Here is a 17,774-nt window from a genome sequence, read left to right on the forward strand (position 1 = left end):
TTTGACCTGTCAGGTGGGCAGATGCGGCGGGTCGCTATTGCCGGCGTCATGGCCTATGAGCCAGACATCATTTGTTTGGATGAACCAGCTGCCGGGCTTGACCCTCAAGGCCGGATCGAAATGATGGAGCTTTTTAAGCAGTATCAAGCCGAAGGACATACCGTCATCTTAGTTACCCACAACATGGATGACGTGGCTGATTATGCTGACGACGTTTTGGTCATGGAGCATGGGCAGCTCATCAAGCATGACGTGCCCCGGGAAGTCTTCAAGGACCGGGACTGGCTCTTTAAGCACCACCTGAGTGAACCGCACAGTTCACTTTTTGCCGACAAACTGGGAAAAGCTGGCTTCGTGATCAAGCAGCCGCTGACGATTAATGAATTGGCAGATGAGATTGCGGCAAGGCTAAAGGGGGTGCCACATGAGTAAGATTATTATTGGGCGATATCTGCCAGGCTCGACTTTTGTTTACCGGGTCGACCCCCGCGCCAAGCTTTTGACCACTTTTTACTTCATTATCATGATCTTTTTAGCCACCAATTGGCAAGGCTACCTGGCCATCACCATTTTTGGCTTGGCGGCAGTGGTGGCAACGGGTCTGAAGGCCAAGGTCTTCTGGGATGGGGTCAAGCCGATGATCTGGCTGATTCTTTTTACCGCTCTGATGCAGACCTTCTTTATGGCCGGAGGGACGACTTACTGGCACTGGTGGATCTTTACTCTGTCGAGCGAGGGGATTATTAACGGGATTTACGTTTTCCTGCGCTTCTCCTTGATTATCCTGGTGTCGACTGTGATGACAGTTACGACCAAACCACTGGAAATTGCAGACGCCATGGAGTGGATCTTGAAGCCGCTCAAGCTCTTCAAGGTTAATGTCGGCATGATCAGTCTGGTCATCTCTATTGCCCTGCGCTTTGTGCCAACCCTCTTTGACCAGACGGTCAAGATCATGAATGCGCAGCGCTCTCGCGGGGCTGATTTTAACGATGGCGGGCTGATCAAGCGGGCTAAGTCAGTTGTCCCCATGTTAGTCCCACTTTTTATTGATTCTCTGGAAGTGGCGCTGGACTTATCCACAGCCATGGAGTCAAGAGGCTACAAGGGCAGCGAAGGGCGGACCCGCTACCGGATTTTGACCTGGTCAAAGGTCGATTTAGTGCCGCTTTTTTACTGCATTATCTTGACGATCTTAATGGTCACGACCAGAATGCTGTAAAAAATATTTTTAAACATAAGATATCAACAGAAATAAACTATACCAAGAATGACAAGATACAAACTGACATTAAGCTATGATGGCCACGATTTCCACGGCTTCCAGTCTCAGCCTGGCCAAAGAACCATCCAGGGGACGGTAGAAGAGATCCTGAAGCGGATGACCAAGGGCCAGGACGTGCGCGTCTATGGGTCGGGCAGAACCGATGCCGGTGTGCATGCCGTAGGACAGGTGATCCACTTTGATTATCCTGGCCGGGAAATTCCCCCTCAAAACATGATCCGGGCACTGAATTCCCAATTGCCCATGGACATGGTCTTTACCGACTGCGCAATTGTGGATAAAGATTTCCACTCCCGCTTTTCCGTCAAGGGCAAGTGGTACCGCTATCGGGTGAGCCTGGACCACTTTGTCAATCCTTTTAAACGTTTTTATACCGGCCACTACCCATATCCGGTAGATGTGGAAAAGATGCAGATTGCGGCTAAAGACTTACTGGGGAGACATGACTTCACCAGTTTTGCGGCCAGCGGTGGACAAATTGAGGATAAGGTCCGGGACATGTACTATGTGAACGTGGCTGTGGATAAAGAGCAAAACGAAATCGTGATGGACTTTATCGCCACTGGCTTTTTGTACAACATGGTTAGAATCCTGGTGGCCACCTTGCTAGAGATCGGCAATGGCAGAAGACCGGTTCATGACCTAAAGAGGGTTATCAAGGCCAAGAACCGCCTGGAGGTTCAGCAAACTGCCCAGGCCAGTGGTCTATATCTTTACCATGTTTTTTACGACGAGGTCCCGAAAAAATACCGCCAAGACCTTGATTTATAATTGACATTTTGGTATTAAGAGCATATGATATAAGAGTATGTTTGTCCACGATAGGCCCCGGAAACTTATTGTATTCAAACTACGAATTATACGGAGGAATCTAAATTGCGTACTACACCATTAGCAAAAACTAGTGAAATTGAACGTAAGTGGTATTTGATCGACGCTACCGATGTTTCATTGGGTCGTCTTTCAACTGCTGTTGCAACTATCCTTAGAGGTAAGAACAAGCCTCAATTTACCCCAAACGTTGACACTGGTGACAACGTCATCATCGTTAACGCTTCTAAGTTGAAGCTTACTGGTAAGAAGGCCACTGACAAGATCTACTACCACCACTCAGAATGGCGTGGCGGTTTGAAGTCTGTTTCAGCCGGTGAATTGCTTGCCAACAACCCAGTTAAATTGGTTGAATTGTCAGTTAAGGGTATGCTTCCAAAGAACACTCTTGGTCACCAAGAATTCTTGAAGATGCACGTTTATGCTGGTGAAGAACACAAGCACCAAGCACAACAACCTGTAAAGTTAGACATTAACAATTTGATCTAGGAGGTAGTTTAAATGGCACAACAAGCTGCATATGCAGGTACTGGTCGTCGTAAGGACGCCGTAGCTCGCGTTCGTTTAGTACCAGGTGATGGTAAGATCACTGTTAACAACAAGGATGTTGCTGACTACATTCCATTGCCAATCTTGGTTAAAGACCTTAAGCAACCTTTGACTTTGACTGAAACTGAAGGCCAATACGACGTTCTTGTTAACGTTAACGGCGGTGGTTTCTCAGGTCAAGCTGGTGCGATCCGTCACGGTATCGCTCGTGCCCTTCTTGAAGTTGACCCAGACTTCCGTGGTCCACTGAAGAAGGCTGGCTTCTTGACTCGTGACCCAAGAATGAAGGAAAGAAAGAAGCCAGGTCTGAAGAAGGCCCGCAAGGCTTCACAATTCTCAAAGCGTTAATCTTTCGATTGCGTTTTGCCTTCCAAAAGCGTTGTCCCGCAAGGGGTGGCGCTTTTTTTGATGCAAAAAATTGAATAGCAAGAAAAAAGGCTATTTCCTGGGAAATAGCCTTTTTACATGATCAAATTTAAGCAGTGGGGGAGGCAGCTAATCGTTACCGCCTGGCTCTTCCGTGTTACCTCGCCGTCGGTATGGACCCAGAGCGGCTGACTCAGTTCAATATGAATCTGCTGGCCCTGGCCATGGTGGACGCCCTTAAAGTGGTAGTATTTCCCGACATAAGCAGCTGGGAATTTGGGCAAAATTTGCGCGAGGTTCAAGTCGCCAATTGCTGCCAGGTTGAGCTTGCCGCTGCTGCTGTCGGCATCAGGCGCAAAGCGGAAGCCGCCGCCTTCATAGGCGGTGTTCATGCAGGCGGCGAAGATCAGCTTGTTCATCTTGATGCTTTCGCCATTGTCCAAGGTTACCTTTGCCTGGACTTTTGGGATGGTGGCGAGTTCTCTTAAAGCAATGGTCCCGTAGCTCAGCCGGCCCTGGTTGAAGGAGTTAAAAAAGTTCTTGAACTTGGACCGGTTAACTTCGTAGCAAACCGCCGCATCAAAGCCAACCCCGGCACTGACGGCAAAGCGTCTTTTGGCTCCGGTGTCATCATAAGTTAATTCGCCCAGGTCCATCTGCCTGAGAATCTTGCCTTCAGTGATCTTTTGAATGTTGTCGTCTTGGCCGGGATCTTTTTGGATATCCTTGATGCCTAGGCCACGGGCCAAGTCGTTGCTGGACCCAATCGGCAAGAAGGCGAATTTTACTTTGCTAAAATCCTCAATTGCGTTGACCACGCCGTTGATGGTGCCGTCTCCCCCAACGGCCACCAGGGTGACTTCTTCTTTTTGTCCAAATTGCTTGATGAAGTTGCGGATATAGCTGGGCCTAGCCGAAAAACAGGTAAAGTAGGGCTTGTGGGCTGCTTCTAAGGCTGCTTCCAGCTTTTTAATAATGTGGTTGTCGTTTTGCCCGGACTGGGCGGCCGGATTGGCAATAATAAAATACATCTTCTTAACCTCACGCGAAATTAATCCAATGTATTTATTATAACGTATTTTGTTTTCTTGATTATTTTTCGACGTGCTTTTTCGCTTGATGGATCAAGTAGACGCCGAGGATGATGACCATGATGGCACCCAAAATGTTGGTGGCGGTGTCGTTGTAATAGTCCCCAAAGTAGCCGCCTTCGCCAGCAGAATTAAGGATGGCGTCAAGGCCCACCAGGATGAAGAAGGCCCCGCTCCAGGTCAAGACATGCTTGTTGAGAGTCAGGGTTGGGAAAAGCTCTTCCCAGATGAACTTGTCTTCTTGCTTGTCAAATTCCTCGTCCGGGCAGGAAATCAGGTTGCGGGCGTGGAAGAAGGAAAAGAACCAAACCAAGAGGGCAAAGATTATGAAGAGGGTGGGCAGGCTGATCAAGGTTGGGATGATCAAGACCGTGAAGAAGACCAGCATTAAGCTGAAGCCGCTCTTCATGAAGCCCATGTACATCTCAGTGGCTCCGGGGATGAATGAGGTAAAAAATTCTAAAACTTCGCTTTTTTTACGGTGACTAAAGTGCATTGTTATTTACTTCTTTCTGTTTTTGCTTTTTCATCTGGCAGATTGATGCGGGTGCTGTTCAGCTTTTTAGTGAACTGATTTTGCTTGGCAATCTGCGAGATCTTGTCTGACTCCAAAAATTCAAGGCTATTTTGCCAGTTCTTTGGCAGGAACTGCCCAGCTAAGAGCAAGAGGCAGGCGGCCGCACAGGCGGCGATGATCTGGACCTTGATCCGCTGATAGCGGGCTAAGCTGATAGTCTTCTTGGCTGTTTTTTCTTTTATCTTTTCAGTTTCGCTTTCTTTAGCCTGGGCCAGGACCTGGTCAGCCAGGTCAGGGGGCGGCGCGACTAAATCCCTTTCGGCTGCGTTAATCAACTTGGCCAATTCGCTATCAGTCAGATAGGCGAATTCTGCTTGTTTTTCATTATCTTTCTCTTCCTGTTTTTCTAGTTGACTCTCTTTCATCAGGGCTGCCTCCTTTCCAGCTGATTTTTTAATAGTTCTCTTGCCCGGTAAATATGAGTCTGGACGGTTTTAAGCGGTTTTCCATGCTCTTTGGCAATTTCCTTGGTCTTTTTCCCCATTAAAAAGTAGAGCTCAGCATCGCCTTTAAGCGAGTCTGGCAACTTTTTAACCGCCTCCTGGAGCTCCTCCATTAGCTCCTGATTCAAGACCTGGTCTAGGGGCGTTTGCCTGTCTGCTGGCTCAGCCACTTGGTCAAGATCCGCGGCAGGCTTTTGCTTTCTGAGATAGTCAATTGCCTTATTGCTGGCAATCCGGCAGAGCCAGGCCTTTTCGTTTTGCCCGTCAAATTGACTCCATTTTTGATAGGCAGTTAAAAAGGTTTCCTGGGTCAGACCGTCAGCCGCAAAGTAGTCATGCGTGATTTTTAAGCAAAGAGAAAACACCAGCTTTTGGTAAAGCTTTAAAAGCCGTGCCAGGTTTTCTTGATCGTTAATTTCCTTTCGCCTCCTCCTGCTACTGAATATAACGGAAAAAGTTGCCAAATGTCTTCAACTTTTTCCAAAAAATAGACCAAATTTTTTGCTGAATTTTCCCTGTTAAAAAGATTAAGTCAATAAGCTATTTTACTTGCGATTATTAACTGCTGAAAAAGCTGACGTTAAGATTATAACAATTTTGGCCTATACCGTTGCTTTGACTTGTAAAACCGAGAAAATGAAAATATAATTAATTCAATCTTGGAAATTAACAAGCATAAAAAGAGCAGCACAAGCAAGAAAAAATGGAAAGCAGGGATTTTTAATGAAAATATCTAAGATCTTCATGGGCGCCGGGGTCGTCCTAGCAGCGGCAAGCTTGTCAGCCTGCGGGAGCTCAAAGGCTAGCTCAAGTACTAAGCAGGTTTTAAACTGGACGACTAGCGCGGAAATTCCAACCATGGACTTGTCCAAGGCGACCGACTCAGTATCCTTTACCCAAATCTCCAACACCTTTGAAGGGCTCTACCGCTTTACCAGCGCCTCCAAGCTGGAACCAGCCCTGGCCACGTCAGAAAAGATCTCTAAAGACGGGAAGACCTATACCTTTACCCTCCGCAAGGGGACCAAGTGGTCAAACGGCGACACGGTCACAGCCCAGGACTTTGTCTACTCCTGGCGGCGGACGGTCAACCCGAAGACTGAATCAGAATATTCATACCTTTTCTCCGGGATTAAGAATGCTGACAAGATCGTCGCTGGCAAAAAGAAGGCCTCGACTCTGGGCATCAAGGCTGTCGGCAAGTACAAGCTGGTCGTGACCCTGGAACGGCGGATTCCTTACTTTAACAAGCTGATGGGCTTCGGGGTCTTTTTCCCGCAAAACGAAAAAGCTGTCAAGAAGTACGGCTCTAAGTACGGGACGGCCTCCAAGTACATGGCTTATAACGGTCCTTACATCCAAAAGGGCTGGACGGGCTCCAACCTGTCCTGGAAGATGGTCAAGAACAAGACCTACTGGGATAAAAAGCACGTCAAGCTGAGCCAAATCAACTGGAGCGTGCAAAAGTCGACCAACACTTCCTACAACCTCTACCAGTCAAAGAAGCTCGATGCCACCTCGCTTGACTCTTCCCAAATCAAGCAGCTGAAAAAGGCTAAAGGCTTTACCACCCTGGCGCAAGGGGCCACCTACTACATGGAATTTGGCCAAGGGACTAAGGGCAACAAGTACGTCAAAAACGCCAACATCCGCAAGGCCTTGTCTCTGGCCATCGACCGCAAGGGTCTGGTGTCAACGGTTGACGGGGGTGCCAGCCAGCCGGCAAGCACCATCACCGCCAAGGACCTGACAACGGTGAACGGGAAAGACTACATTGATACTGTTTCATCTAGTGCCAAGAGCCTCTACCCAGCCAGCGCCAACAAGAAACTGGCTCGGCAGTACCTAGAAAAGGGCTTGAAGGAACTGGGCGTAAGCAAGATCAAGCTGACTTTGACTTCAAGCGATACCGACACGGCCAAGGCTACGGCAGAAGCTCTCCAATCAAACATTGAATCAGCTTTGCCAGAAGTCAAGATCGAAGTCTCCAGCGTACCATTTAAGACCCTTCTGAGCCGCTTGGGTGCCCACAACTTCCAATTAGGCCTGATTGACTGGATCGCCGACTTTGCCGACCCAATCTCCTTCCTGGACCTGTTTACAACGGGCAACAGCCAAAACGACGGGCAATGGTCAAACACTACTTACGACAAGCTGATTGCCGACTCTAAGACCACCTCATCTGACGCCAAGCGTTGGAAGGACCTGGCGAGTGCTGAAGACGTCCTCTTAAACGATGCCGGCGTTTGCCCACTTTACTACTCAACGACAGTCATGCTGGTTCGTCCAAGCGTCAAGAAGGCGGTCAACGTCCGGGGCAGCTGGGACTTTAAGGAAACCTACATCAAGTAGGGGGGTGATGATCATACTTCATTCTTTTATTGATCCTAATTACATTCCTTTTAGCATCAAATATCAATTTTCATAATTTATATTTTTCTCTACATCCTCCTACTACAGGAAAGCCACACGGCTTTCCTTTTTATTTGGTGAAAAGGCTTTTTAGCGCGATAATTAGGGAGTAGAAAAGGAACTTTTTAAGAGATGGGGATGCAGAAAAATGGTTAAAAAAGGTGACAAGCTGATCGACTGGGCCATGGAAATCCAGGCCATCGGGCAAACGGGGCTGGCTTACAGCAAGGACGTCTTTGACACGGAGCGATATGAGCGGTTGCGCGAGATTGCGGCTGAGATGCTGGCGGAAAAGTCCGGCGTGGATCTAGACAGGGTCAAGGGGCTTTTTTGTAACGAGATCGGCTACCAGACGCCGAAAATTGCCACCAGAGCTGCGGTTTTTTGCGAGGGTAAGATCCTGCTAGTCCAGGAAAACGAGGGGCACTGGTCCCTGCCAGGGGGCTGGTGCGACGTGGACCAGTCGCCGGCTGACAACTGCGTGAAGGAGTGCAAGGAGGAGTCGGGGATTGATGTGAAGGTGGACAAGGTGATTGCGGTGTGGGACCACTTCAAGCACCATGGGTCTCTCCACCCATACGGGATCACCGACATCTACTACCTCTGCACGCCGCTGGGCGGTCAGTTTGAAGAAAATATCGAGACTAAACAGGCCGGCTGGTTTAGCGAAGACGATTTGCCACCAATTTTTGAACGGAAAAATAGCACGGCCCAGATCAAGGAATGCTTCAAGGCCTTCCGGAGTCCGGACTGGCAGACGGAATTTGACTAAGATGATGCTAAAATAAGAGGTAGTTAGCAGGAGTTTTTTGTAAGGAGAAAAATTATGCAAGTACATGTTGAATTGGAAAATGGCTACTTGCCGGATGCTTACGCCAAGTATGCCGAAGTTAAAGAGGCCGGCAACCCGGTGGTGTCCTTCCCGTTTACGGTTGAAGACTTGCCAGAAGGGACCAAGTACCTGGCCTGGTCCTTGGTCGACTACGACTCAATCCCGGTCTGCGGCTTTGCCTGGATCCACTGGCTGGTCAGCGATGTGCCGGCAACGAGTGAGATTCCGGAAGATTTTTCCCGGAAAGATGGCGGCAAGTCCGGCTTTAACAGTACGGTGTCGCGCTTTTTGAATGAGCCGGCGTCCGTTCACAAGGGCTACATCGGGCCAACGCCGCCAGACAAGGACCACGATTACACCTTGCGGGTTTATGCGCTGAGCGAGGCCTTGGACCTGCCGGAAGACTACTACTATAACGACTTCCTCCGGGCCTTGAAGGGCAAGACGCTAGCTGAGGCGCGAGTGGATTTGCCAAGTAGAGCATAAGTAAAAAACAGTGCCTTTGGGCACTGTTTTTTGCGTGGGCGGTGTGGCCGGGCTATACAAAGGGGACCTTTTTTGAAAAAATTCCCCAAAACTTTTACCCAATTTTTATTCGAAACATTTATCTTTTTATCCCGCTCTTTGACAAAAAGTAAACAAATATTTTTGAGATAATTCTCCCCTAAAAAAACATTTTGCCGAAAAAAGTTACCAAAAAGAGTTGACCAAATTCCAAATCTTAGGTATTATATTATTTGTTGAGCAGAGCTCAGCACAAAAGATTGCGTTATAGCCAAGTGGTAAGGCAACGGTTTTTGGTACCGTCATGCGCTGGTTCGAATCCAGCTAACGCAATACAGTCAGACCAGGCGCAAGCCTGGTCTTTTTGTTTTTTCTTGCTACAATAAAAAGCAGAATACCAGAAGGGAGCAGCAGCCGGTATGGAAAACGAACAAGCAGAATTAAAGCAATTATTAGAAAAACTTGAGGAAGAAATTTCTCTCAGCTATTACCTAACCCCAGGCACCATCACCGTAGGGCGGGACCTGGTTCAGGCACTGAACGATTTACTGGACAATCCAGATAATTGGGAAGAAAATTAATGAAAAGGTGTTGACTTTAATTTCTTTCTAAGATATAGTTAAACCATCAAATGTTGAGAAAGGAACAAGAACAATGTCAGTTTTAACCATCAAGACTACTAGCTTCTTTAGCTTTTATTATTGGGACTAACTTGCATCTGTAGGTGCAAGTTTTCAAAAAACATGCATCTGCAGTTTCAATAATAAGAGTTTTCTTAACATTGTTTTGAAACGGCAGGAAATCAAGATCCGCGTTTCAAGGCTCCATAACCAGACTTTGTTTTAATCGGGGATCGTGATGATTCTCGATTTTTTGTTTTATTTTTGATTTTCTAGGAGGATTAAATCATGGATTTAACCAAGCACTTTAAGAAGGGCGTTGCCGAAGTTAAGACGTCCGCCATTTTGAACTTTGCCAAGTATAGCAGCCAATACCCAGGCGTTGTGAAGTTTACTGTTGGGGAACCTGATTTTAATACTCCTGACCACATCAAGACAGCCGCCATCAAGGGGATCGTGGACAACCACTCCCACTATGCACCGTCAAACGGGACGCCAGGCCTGAAAAAAGCTGCCAGCGACTTTTTAAAGAGACGGTATGACATGGAATATAGCCCAGACGAAATCATCGTCACTAACGGCGCAACCGAGGCCATCTATACGGTCATGTCCGCTATTATCAACCCCGGCGACGTAGTAGTCCTGCCAGCCCCAATCTTCCCGCTTTACATTGCTGACGCCGCATTGGAAAAAGCGGAAGTGGTCCAAATCGACACCTCCAGTACCGGTTTTAAGCTGACCCCTGAACAGCTGCAAGCTGCGGTTGACGAATATGGCGACCGCTTGAGAGTCCTGGTCATGAACTATCCAACTAACCCAACCGGGGTTATGTACAGTCAAGAAGAGCTGAACGCCTTAGCGGAAGTCATTAAGGGCCGGCCAACCTTTGCTCTCTGTGATGAAATCTACAGCGAGCTCAACTACGACCAAGAGCATGCTTCCATGGCTAAGGCCATCCGTGACCAAGCCATCGTCTTAAACGGGGTTTCCAAGTCCTGGGCCATGACCGGCTACCGGATTGGGATCATGGCGGCGCCGCTTGAATTAACTGAGCAGCTAGCCAAGGTCCACCAATTCATCACCACGACCGAGCCAACCCCAATGCAGGATGCAGCTGAGGAAGCTTTTAAAAATGGGGATGAAGATGCTGAAAGAATGAAGGCCGCCTTTAAGGAAAGAAGAGACTACCTCTACGATGCCTTAACTGACCTGGGCTTTGACGTGATCAAGCCGCAAGGGGCCTTCTATATCTGGGCCAAGATCCCAGAAGGGCTGAATCAAAACGATACGGAATTCGTCTACGAGCTCTGCGACAAGGCCAAGGTCGGCGTTTGTGCCGGTTCCTGGTTTGCCAAGGGCGGGCAAGGGTGGCTCCGCTTCTCATACGCCACTGCCTTAGACGATATTAAAGAAGGCGTAAGCCGAATTAAGAAATTTATTGAAGACGAAACGAATGGATCAAAGTAAAAAACAATCTGCCATTAAAGAAGGCACGTTAAACATTTTAAACGGGATCAGCATGGGCGTCATCGCGGCCTTGGTGCCAGCGGCCTTGTTGGGACAACTGATGAAGGCACTTTTGGGCGTGATGCCAACTTTTGCCCAAATGGTCATTAATATTACGACTTTCACCCAAAGCCTCTTGGCCGCCATGGCGGGCTTTTGTGCAGCTTACCTCTTCCGCATGTCCATGGTGGAAATGTGTTCAGTAGCCGCTGCCTCCATGATTGGTTCTGGTGCCATAACTTTTAAAAACGGTGTGATCACTGTAGCCGGGACCGGTGACGTCATCAACATCGGGGTGACCGTCACCATCGCGATTCTGGTGGTTAAGCTGGTCGGCAAGCGGCTGGGTTCATACACCACCATCTTGATGCCGATCGTGGTCTTGCTGATCGGCGGGGGGCTGGGAACCTTGACCCTGCCCTACGTCAAGATGATCACCACCTTGATTGGGACGATCGTCATGACCTTCACCAAGCTGCAACCATTAGTGATGGGCGTCTTGATCGGGATGTCTTTCGCCGCAATGATCGTTTCCCCGATTTCCTCAGTCGGGATCGGGGTCGCCATCGGCTTGTCCGGCGTTGCTTCTGGTGCTGCCAACTTAGGCATCACGGGGGCTGCTTACACCCTGGCCATCATGAGCTACAGCGTCAACGGGATGGGGACCACCTTGGCCCACTTCATCGGGACGCCAAAGATTCAAATGGCCAACATTTTGGAAAAGCCAAAGCTGTTCATTCCAGTTTTAGTTTCATCCGGGATTTCTGGCTTGCTGGCAGCCATCTTCAACATTCAAGGGACGCCGAATTCAGCCGGCTTCGGCTTCAGCGGCTTGATCGGGCCGCTGGCAGCTTACGCCAAGATGACGCCAGGTGCAGCCAGCATCCTCCTGCTGACGGTTCTCTACGTCGTTTACCCAGTAGCTCTGGGCTTCCTCATGAAGTGGATTTTCATCGACCGGACTCACTTTGCCAGTGTTGAAGATCTGCGGATTGCGGTTTAGTTGGTAGGAATTGTAATTGTAGTTTTGTAAAAAAGAGTTTAGATAGTAGTTCATTTTTAATAATAGTTCATTTGAAAAGCTCACTAGCCAGGCTAGTGAGCTTTTTTAGTGGGATGCTAGGGTATCGAGGTCCTCGCCCCGCAGGTCCCGATTAGCGAGGTCGGGGTAAGCGGTGGCTAGGTCTGGATCCAAGAAGATGTGGGAATCGTAGTTGTAGATAATGGCGAAAACGATAAAGGTGATCTTTTTGGCAAAATCAGGCTTGTAGTTTTTTTCTAGGTAGTTCGCAAGTTCAGCGAAGTCTTCATTTGGGAAGATGAAGGGGACAAAGTCTAAACTTTTGCCGGCAAAAAATAAAAAACTTGCCAAAAGGACTTGCAAGACCTGTAAATTTTCGCTAAGATAATAGAGTACTTCAACGGAGGAATAGCGAAGTGGCTAAACGCGGCGGTCTGTAAAACCGCTCTCTCTGAGTTCGGTGGTTCGAATCCACTTTCCTCCATTGATTGCGTTATAGCCAAGTGGTAAGGCAACGGTTTTTGGTACCGTCATGCGCTGGTTCGAATCCAGCTAACGCAATTGTTCAAACGAACACCCAACCCGAAAGAAAGCATCTGCATTGCAGGTGCTTTTCTTTTTTACTTTTCACATCGGTTTTCTCACACTTTTCTCATCTGCAACTTTCTTTTTCAAGAAAATCCCTGGAATTGTAACAAAGAATTGTACATTTCTGAAAGAGACTGCTATACTACTAATATATTTCGAGTTACTTTTTGTAAGTTAATCTAATAAAGTATATATGTAAGTCTGTTTAAACACTGTAAGTATAGAAAGGCGCGAAAAGTGCAAAAAAAGAAAATTGCTTCTATCACCTTGTTAGCCGGTGCGGCCCTCTTTTTGGCGGCGTGCGGGCAAAAGAGCTCGACCAGCTCCAGCCAAAAGCAGGTGATGAACACCGCTGTGACGAGCGAAATCTCAACGCTGGACTCCTCTAAGTACGGCGACACCACTAGTTCAGAAATCCTGCAAAACTCCATGGAAGGCTTGTACCGCTTCAACTCTAAGGGTCAGGCCAAGCTGGCTGGGGCGACGGCGGTTTCCCGGTCCAAGGACCAAAAGGTGTACACTTTTACCTTGAGAAAAGACGCTAAGTGGTCAAACGGGGATGCGGTAACGGCGCAAGATTACGTGACGGCCTGGCGGCGGACGGTCGATCCAAAGAACAACTCTTTAGACAGCGACAGCTACCAAGTTATTAAGAACGGGACCAAGATCACGGCTGGGAAAAAGGCGGTGTCGACTTTGGGCATCAAGGCGCTGGGCAAGTACAAGCTGCAAGTGACCTTGGAAAATCCGATTTCCTACCTGCCAGACCTGCTGACTGGGGCACAGTTCTACCCACAAGACAACAAGGTTGTTAAAAAACAGGGCTCAAGCTACGGGACTAGTTCCAGCAGGCTGGTTTACAACGGGCCATTCAAGGTGACCGGCTGGACCGGCTCGAGCATCAAGTGGACTTTGGTTAAGAACAAGACTTACTGGAACGCTGAGAGCGTGCACCTGACCAAGCTCAACTACCAGGTGATCAAGACCACGTCAACTGGCCTCAACTTATACAAGGCCGGCGACTTGGACTACGCACCAGTAGACAGCGATTACGTCAAGCAGTACCAAAAGAACAAGGACTACCACAGCAAGACCACGCCTACTAACGGCTACATGGTCTTCAACTTGAAGCGTAAGACTACCGGCAATGTCCACGTCCGCCGGGCGATCAGCTTGGGCATCAACCGGACACAACTGGTTAAGACGGTCCTGCACTCTGGTAAGGCTGCAACCGGCTTGGTGGCCAGCGGCTTTATCTATGACGCAAACGGCAAGGACTACCGGATCAGCGCTGGTAAGCTGGCTGGCTATAACTTGGCGGAAGCTAAGGCTGAATGGGCTAAGGCTAAAAAGCAGCTGGGCAAGTCCAAGATCACCATTGAACTTTTGACCAGTGACATGGACGCTTCTAAGCGGGTAGGGGAATACATCCAAAGCGACTTGATGAAGAACCTGCCAGGCCTGACGGTAAAATTGCGGTCAATTCCGCTGAAGTCACGTTTGGCTGACACCACTGCCCACAAGTTTGACATGGTTTACGGGACTTGGCAGCCAAGCTTCCAGGACCCAATCGACTACCTGACTATCGGTGGTTTGTTCAACCTGGAAACTGACTACAAGAACAAGAACTTCTGGAAGCAGATCAACCTGGCTAAGACAACTTATGCAACTCAGCCAGCCAAAAGACAGGCGGCTCTGGTTGCTGCTGAAAAACAGCTGGTCCAAAAGGACGCCTTCACGGCGCCGCTTTACCAGGCTGGGGTATCATACCTTTTAAACAGCAAGGTGAAGGGCTTCAGACTGTCACCATACGGCACGGTAGCTTACTACTGGGACGTTCAAATTAAATAATTAGTGCGCGCTCTCCTTTGGGGGCGCGTTTTTTGGTGGGTTCCCCGTAGCTACGGCGATTTTGGGTCGTTGCTTCCCCCTGGTGTGGGTAGCCATGGTCTTTTTTTGGAGAAGGATTCCCCCAACCTTAGTTAGCCACGCCATTTTTTGGAGAAGGATTCCCCCAACCTTAGTTAGCCACGGCATTTTTTGGAGAAGGATTCCCCCAACCTTAGTTAGCCATGGCATTTTTTGGGGATCGATTCCCCCAACCTTAGTTAGCCACGGCATTTTTTAGGGATCGATTCCCCCAACCTTAGTTAGCCATAGTCGTTTTGGAAGGCTGATTCCCCGATATTTTGTTAGTTATCTATATACTACGGTTGATATTTTTATAAAAAACTAGAAATGATATTGAAAATGAAAACGGTTCGGCCTAAAATAAGGCTAGAAAGTTATTAGATAGGAATACAGGAGGATATTATGTTAAAAAAGAATTTAATCGTTGTTGCATCTGCTTTGGCCTTGTTTGGCGGCGTGGCTACGCCAGCCTTTGCTGCTAAGAAGACGACGATCAGCTCAATCAAGACCAAGTACGCCGCTAAGACCAAGTCCTTGACTTTGACTGGCAAAGCCAAGGGTGCCAAGACTGTTAAGATCAGCTACAACGGCAAGGCGGTTAAGAAGGCAGCTGTAAGCAAGAAGGGGACTTTCAAGGCTAAGGTGAAGTTTACTGGCTACAAGAACTTCACCCTGCTGGGCCAAAACAGCAAGGGCAAGACCATTACCAAGGCTTACAAGGTTACTAGCGACAAGTATGTAACTAGTGCGCCAACTGCTGTAAAAGTTGACCACGAAAAAGACAAGGGCATCACTTACACTGTGAACACGGTTAAGGGCGCAACTTTGAACTTCTACTACGGCGGCAAACTGGTGAAGACTGCTAAGACCACTAAGGCCAAGAAGGTGCAAGTAGGCACCGGCAGCGCCTACCAAACGACGGTTACCTTTACTGAAAAGGAATTGACTGGCAAGAAGGGCAACTTTGAAGTGACCGCCAAGACCAAGGACAAGAAGACCAGTCAAAAGGCTAAGTTTGCCATCACTGAAGCTGGTCAAAGCGAAAATATAAACTACTAATTTTTAGAGCGATATCAAAAAAGACCAAGAACTTCTTTTTGGAAGTCTTGGCCTTTTTACTTTATAAGTCGTTAATTGTTGCGCCGTCCCAGTCCAGCATCCCGCCTTGGACGTTGACCAGGTCTGTGTAGCCCTTCTGGCTCAAAATGGCCGCGGCTTGCCCTGACCGGTTGCCGGACCGGCAGATCAGGTAGTAGCGGTCACTTTTTGGCAGGTCAAAAGAATTGATCTCTTCTAAAGGAAAGTTCTTGGCTTCCTTGATGTGGCCAGCCAGGTATTCGATTGGCGTGCGGACATCGATTAACTTAATGTCTTTAGCTGCCAGCAAGTCTGCCAGCTCTTTAGTCGTAATCTCTTTCATCTTTAAACTTTGATCCTCTCACATTTTCTTGCTTAAAAATAAGCGTGTTCTACCTATTTTATCGTAATTGCTAGTACAATAGAAGTTAGTTTTCTACTAGGAGCTGAAATTCATGACGCGATACATCAAAGTTGGCACTGGCGGCGGGGAAGTTACCTGGCACCGGGCCATGCTAGACCTCACCCCGGGCGACTACCTGATGCTGGAGCCGGGCTATTATGACTGGCCGCGGGGCAAGGTGATTGAGGACATTACCATCCAGGGCCTGGGCGCCAATCCGGAAGACACTCGAATTCGGAGCTTTTTTCGCATTGGGCCAAACAGCGGCCGGGTCTGCTTTGAAAACCTCTACTTAGAGCCTTACGGCGAGACCAACACTATCGACCTGCCAGAAGATGCTAATAGTTACTTGATCTTCCGCAACTGCGTATTAAAAGGAAATAACAGCAAGATTACGACCCTGGCCATCAACGGTCAAGCCAGCGTCTTCCTGTTTTCAACGCGGTTGACGGGCGGGTCCATTTCCTTTTTTGCCACGTCCAGCTTCCGCCTGGAAATGGCCGACTGCGACCTGGACTTTGCCTCTGATGACTTTGGCGCCATCTCCTTTGAAGGGGAGGGGACGGCCATCATCAACAACTCCCGTTTAGCCGGCGCCATCACCAGCTTTGACAGCTGCAATATTGAGCTCGACATCAACAATTCAGAAGTTGGCTGCCTGAACTTGACCGGCCGGACCTGGCTGAACCTCTTAAATAGCCAGATTGTCCAGCCGGAATACAGCCTCTTTGCCCGGGGCGATTGCTGGTTGAACATTGTCAGCAGCGACTTCTTTGGCCAGTTCTGTCTGGCTGAGCGCGCCCGGGTCTTGATCCAAAATTCGGAGCTCTACAGCCTGCAGGCTAGAGATGAAGCAAGGATGACCTTGACCAACGTGGTGATCGAGGCGACGACCAGCCTAGAAGGGACCAGTTCAGCTGATTGCCAGCTGGTGACCTTTAAGAGCAATGGCGACTACCAGTACTTTGTCTACCTGGTGGATTCTGCTCAGCTCACTGGCCGCAACCTCCTTTTTGAGCCGAATGCGTCGACGGCTTTGGTCGAAGACCAGGCCCGTCTCAAGGCTAATGCCCTCTACCACCAGGGCCATCCCCTTGAGATCAAGTGTCAAGAGCCTGAGAACATATCTCTGCTTGGCATTAACTGGACGGCGTTAAAGGAATAGGAGGGCGAATTGGCAAGAATTGTAAAAGTTGCGGCTGACCAGACGCCTTTTGACCAGGCAATTACGGAAATCCAAAAAGATGACGTCCTCTTGCTCAGTCCCGGGGAGTACTTTTTGCCAGGACTGGATCTGGGCGACGTGGTCTTGAAAGGAACGGGATCCAGCCCCGAGATGACGGTCTTAAAGGGCAATTTGCTCTTGCTGGGCCGCTACTTAACCTTGGAAAACCTGACCCTTGAAGGCGAAGAAGCCATTGAAGTTTTAAACCAGGACAGTCCTTATTTGTCGCTTAGAAACTGCATCATTAAAAGCAGCCGGACCGGGATTATCGCGCACGGCGACTTGAACTTTGAAAGCTACTCCTGCCGCTTTGAGGGCGGGGGATTGGATCTAGCTGAAGACGGCGCAAAGTTTGCTCAGATCAGCGACACGACCTTTACCGGCAAGACGGCGATCAGGGCTGAAGGCAGCGGGCAGCTGAACCTTAGCGGCGTGGTCGGGCAAGACTTTAAGTTGGACCGGAGCGACTTTCTCTTGTACTTTGACCAAGTCAGCGCCAGCGAAGTTTACCTAGGCAGGTCGACTTTAGAAGC

The 17,774-nt window shown here is 48.7% G+C and carries 20 protein-coding genes, 3 tRNA genes and 1 pseudogene; 18 read left to right on the forward strand and 6 right to left on the reverse strand.

All coding sequences use genetic code 11. The features are described 5' to 3' along the window. The 5 genes from ACI4WN_RS08765 to rpsI all read left to right on the forward strand — a co-directional run. A partial coding sequence (locus tag ACI4WN_RS08765) for an ATP-binding cassette domain-containing protein (RefSeq protein ID WP_439777851.1) occupies window positions 1-432 on the forward strand: 432 nt, incomplete at its 5' end. Beyond that, the gene (locus tag ACI4WN_RS08770; RefSeq protein ID WP_008460178.1) at window positions 425-1,222 is read left to right on the forward strand and encodes an energy-coupling factor transporter transmembrane component T family protein; all 798 of its coding nucleotides are present in this window, start codon (window positions 425-427) and stop codon (window positions 1,220-1,222) included. The genes ACI4WN_RS08765 and ACI4WN_RS08770, both read left to right, overlap by 8 nt. Before the next feature lie 48 nt (window positions 1,223-1,270). Then, window positions 1,271-2,056, forward strand: a complete 786-nt coding sequence (gene truA, locus ACI4WN_RS08775) for a tRNA pseudouridine(38-40) synthase TruA (RefSeq protein ID WP_154486190.1) — start codon at window positions 1,271-1,273, stop codon at window positions 2,054-2,056. Window positions 2,057-2,161: 105 nt separating this feature from the next. Next, window positions 2,162-2,605: a 50S ribosomal protein L13 gene (gene rplM / locus ACI4WN_RS08780; protein ID WP_008460184.1), complete on the forward strand. Its 444-nt coding sequence runs from the start codon at window positions 2,162-2,164 to the stop codon at window positions 2,603-2,605. 12 nt (window positions 2,606-2,617) lie between these two features. Then, a complete protein-coding gene (gene rpsI / locus ACI4WN_RS08785) occupies window positions 2,618-3,013 on the forward strand; it encodes a 30S ribosomal protein S9 (RefSeq protein ID WP_008460185.1) in 396 nt (131 codons plus the stop codon). A gap of 113 nt (window positions 3,014-3,126) precedes the next feature. Here rpsI and ACI4WN_RS08790 read toward each other — a convergent pair whose 3' ends face one another. The 4 genes from ACI4WN_RS08790 to ACI4WN_RS08805 form a co-directional block, all read right to left on the reverse strand. After that, on the reverse strand, window positions 3,127-4,062 hold the full coding sequence (locus ACI4WN_RS08790) for a diacylglycerol/lipid kinase family protein (protein ID WP_439777852.1): 936 nt from the start codon (window positions 4,060-4,062) through the stop codon (window positions 3,127-3,129). 61 nt (window positions 4,063-4,123) lie between these two features. Beyond that, window positions 4,124-4,618 (reverse strand): hypothetical protein, encoded by a 495-nt coding sequence (locus ACI4WN_RS08795; RefSeq protein ID WP_439777853.1) that lies wholly within the window; start codon window positions 4,616-4,618, stop codon window positions 4,124-4,126. A 2-nt stretch (window positions 4,619-4,620) separates the two neighbouring features. Continuing rightward, window positions 4,621-5,064 (reverse strand): hypothetical protein, encoded by a 444-nt coding sequence (locus tag ACI4WN_RS08800; protein ID WP_439777854.1) that lies wholly within the window; start codon window positions 5,062-5,064, stop codon window positions 4,621-4,623. Next, complete coding sequence (locus tag ACI4WN_RS08805) at window positions 5,064-5,606, reverse strand: RNA polymerase sigma factor (protein WP_412130827.1); 543 nt, start codon at window positions 5,604-5,606, stop codon at window positions 5,064-5,066. Before ACI4WN_RS08805 ends, ACI4WN_RS08800 begins: the two co-directional genes overlap by 1 nt. 259 nt (window positions 5,607-5,865) lie before the next feature. Between ACI4WN_RS08805 and ACI4WN_RS08810 the strand changes: the two genes are divergently transcribed. The 7 genes from ACI4WN_RS08810 to ACI4WN_RS08840 all read left to right on the forward strand — a co-directional run bounded on the left by ACI4WN_RS08810 (window position 5,866) and on the right by ACI4WN_RS08840 (window position 12,019). After that, a complete protein-coding gene (locus tag ACI4WN_RS08810) occupies window positions 5,866-7,494 on the forward strand; it encodes a peptide ABC transporter substrate-binding protein (protein WP_439777855.1) in 1,629 nt (542 codons plus the stop codon). Window positions 7,495-7,702: 208 nt separating this feature from the next. Beyond that, window positions 7,703-8,326, forward strand: coding sequence for an NUDIX hydrolase N-terminal domain-containing protein (locus ACI4WN_RS08815; RefSeq protein ID WP_439777856.1), 624 nt, complete (start codon window positions 7,703-7,705; stop codon window positions 8,324-8,326). A gap of 54 nt (window positions 8,327-8,380) precedes the next feature. Then, entirely contained in the window at window positions 8,381-8,872 is a 492-nt protein-coding gene (locus tag ACI4WN_RS08820) for a YbhB/YbcL family Raf kinase inhibitor-like protein (RefSeq protein ID WP_439777857.1), read from the forward strand. 279 nt (window positions 8,873-9,151) lie between these two features. Beyond that, window positions 9,152-9,223 (forward strand) — tRNA-Gln (locus ACI4WN_RS08825). A gap of 86 nt (window positions 9,224-9,309) precedes the next feature. Next, complete coding sequence (locus tag ACI4WN_RS08830) at window positions 9,310-9,471, forward strand: hypothetical protein (protein WP_009558026.1); 162 nt, start codon at window positions 9,310-9,312, stop codon at window positions 9,469-9,471. A gap of 324 nt (window positions 9,472-9,795) precedes the next feature. Further along, a complete protein-coding gene (locus ACI4WN_RS08835) occupies window positions 9,796-10,977 on the forward strand; it encodes an aminotransferase class I/II-fold pyridoxal phosphate-dependent enzyme (RefSeq protein WP_439777866.1) in 1,182 nt (393 codons plus the stop codon). Continuing rightward, entirely contained in the window at window positions 10,964-12,019 is a 1,056-nt protein-coding gene (locus tag ACI4WN_RS08840) for a PTS transporter subunit IIC (RefSeq protein ID WP_439777858.1), read from the forward strand. Before ACI4WN_RS08835 ends, ACI4WN_RS08840 begins: the two co-directional genes overlap by 14 nt. A 105-nt stretch (window positions 12,020-12,124) precedes the next feature. Here ACI4WN_RS08840 and ACI4WN_RS08845 read toward each other — a convergent pair whose 3' ends face one another. After that, on the reverse strand, window positions 12,125-12,388 hold the full coding sequence (locus ACI4WN_RS08845; RefSeq protein WP_439777859.1) for a hypothetical protein: 264 nt from the start codon (window positions 12,386-12,388) through the stop codon (window positions 12,125-12,127). Between the two features lie 51 nt (window positions 12,389-12,439). On the opposite strand from ACI4WN_RS08845, the gene ACI4WN_RS08850 reads away from it, so the two are divergent. From ACI4WN_RS08850 to ACI4WN_RS08865, 4 genes are all read left to right on the forward strand, one after another. Continuing rightward, window positions 12,440-12,521: transfer RNA gene (locus tag ACI4WN_RS08850), tRNA-Tyr, on the forward strand. Window positions 12,522-12,526: 5 nt separating this feature from the next. Beyond that, window positions 12,527-12,598: transfer RNA gene (locus ACI4WN_RS08855), tRNA-Gln, on the forward strand. 264 nt (window positions 12,599-12,862) lie between these two features. Continuing rightward, the gene (locus tag ACI4WN_RS08860) at window positions 12,863-14,476 is read left to right on the forward strand and encodes a peptide ABC transporter substrate-binding protein (protein ID WP_439777860.1); all 1,614 of its coding nucleotides are present in this window, start codon (window positions 12,863-12,865) and stop codon (window positions 14,474-14,476) included. Window positions 14,477-14,938: 462 nt separating this feature from the next. Further along, window positions 14,939-15,595: a zinc metalloproteinase gene (locus ACI4WN_RS08865; RefSeq protein ID WP_439777861.1), complete on the forward strand. Its 657-nt coding sequence runs from the start codon at window positions 14,939-14,941 to the stop codon at window positions 15,593-15,595. Window positions 15,596-15,656: 61 nt separating this feature from the next. Here the strand turns inward: ACI4WN_RS08865 and ACI4WN_RS08870 are convergent, their stop codons facing one another. Continuing rightward, entirely contained in the window at window positions 15,657-15,956 is a 300-nt protein-coding gene (locus tag ACI4WN_RS08870) for a rhodanese-like domain-containing protein (RefSeq protein ID WP_439777862.1), read from the reverse strand. A gap of 112 nt (window positions 15,957-16,068) precedes the next feature. Here ACI4WN_RS08870 and ACI4WN_RS08875 point away from each other — a divergent pair, with 112 nt between their 5' ends. Both ACI4WN_RS08875 and ACI4WN_RS08880 read left to right on the forward strand, forming a co-directional pair. Beyond that, window positions 16,069-17,181, forward strand: coding sequence for a hypothetical protein (locus ACI4WN_RS08875; protein WP_439777863.1), 1,113 nt, complete (start codon window positions 16,069-16,071; stop codon window positions 17,179-17,181). A gap of 9 nt (window positions 17,182-17,190) precedes the next feature. After that, window positions 17,191-17,774, forward strand: a pseudogene (locus ACI4WN_RS08880) (hypothetical protein); the annotation flags it as partial.

Origin of the sequence: Lactobacillus sp., from assembly GCF_051893255.1 — a bacterium.
GTDB lineage: Bacteria > Bacillota > Bacilli > Lactobacillales > Lactobacillaceae > Lactobacillus.

What these genes read in the sequence shown, in the direction of transcription:
- ACI4WN_RS08770 (WP_008460178.1), top strand. Translation starts at nt 425, where the DNA reads ATGAGTAAGATTATTATTGGGCGATATCTGCCAGGCTCGACTTTTGTT.
- truA (WP_154486190.1), top strand. Translation starts at nt 1,271, where the DNA reads ATGACAAGATACAAACTGACATTAAGCTATGATGGCCACGATTTCCAC.
- rpsI (WP_008460185.1), top strand. Translation starts at nt 2,618, where the DNA reads ATGGCACAACAAGCTGCATATGCAGGTACTGGTCGTCGTAAGGACGCC.
- ACI4WN_RS08790 (WP_439777852.1), bottom strand. Translation starts at nt 4,062, where the DNA reads ATGTATTTTATTATTGCCAATCCGGCCGCCCAGTCCGGGCAAAACGAC.
- ACI4WN_RS08795 (WP_439777853.1), bottom strand. Translation starts at nt 4,618, where the DNA reads ATGCACTTTAGTCACCGTAAAAAAAGCGAAGTTTTAGAATTTTTTACC.
- ACI4WN_RS08800 (WP_439777854.1), bottom strand. Translation starts at nt 5,064, where the DNA reads ATGAAAGAGAGTCAACTAGAAAAACAGGAAGAGAAAGATAATGAAAAA.
- ACI4WN_RS08810 (WP_439777855.1), top strand. Translation starts at nt 5,866, where the DNA reads ATGAAAATATCTAAGATCTTCATGGGCGCCGGGGTCGTCCTAGCAGCG.
- ACI4WN_RS08815 (WP_439777856.1), top strand. Translation starts at nt 7,703, where the DNA reads ATGGTTAAAAAAGGTGACAAGCTGATCGACTGGGCCATGGAAATCCAG.
- ACI4WN_RS08820 (WP_439777857.1), top strand. Translation starts at nt 8,381, where the DNA reads ATGCAAGTACATGTTGAATTGGAAAATGGCTACTTGCCGGATGCTTAC.
- ACI4WN_RS08830 (WP_009558026.1), top strand. Translation starts at nt 9,310, where the DNA reads ATGGAAAACGAACAAGCAGAATTAAAGCAATTATTAGAAAAACTTGAG.
- ACI4WN_RS08840 (WP_439777858.1), top strand. Translation starts at nt 10,964, where the DNA reads ATGGATCAAAGTAAAAAACAATCTGCCATTAAAGAAGGCACGTTAAAC.
- ACI4WN_RS08865 (WP_439777861.1), top strand. Translation starts at nt 14,939, where the DNA reads ATGTTAAAAAAGAATTTAATCGTTGTTGCATCTGCTTTGGCCTTGTTT.
- ACI4WN_RS08870 (WP_439777862.1), bottom strand. Translation starts at nt 15,956, where the DNA reads ATGAAAGAGATTACGACTAAAGAGCTGGCAGACTTGCTGGCAGCTAAA.
- ACI4WN_RS08875 (WP_439777863.1), top strand. Translation starts at nt 16,069, where the DNA reads ATGACGCGATACATCAAAGTTGGCACTGGCGGCGGGGAAGTTACCTGG.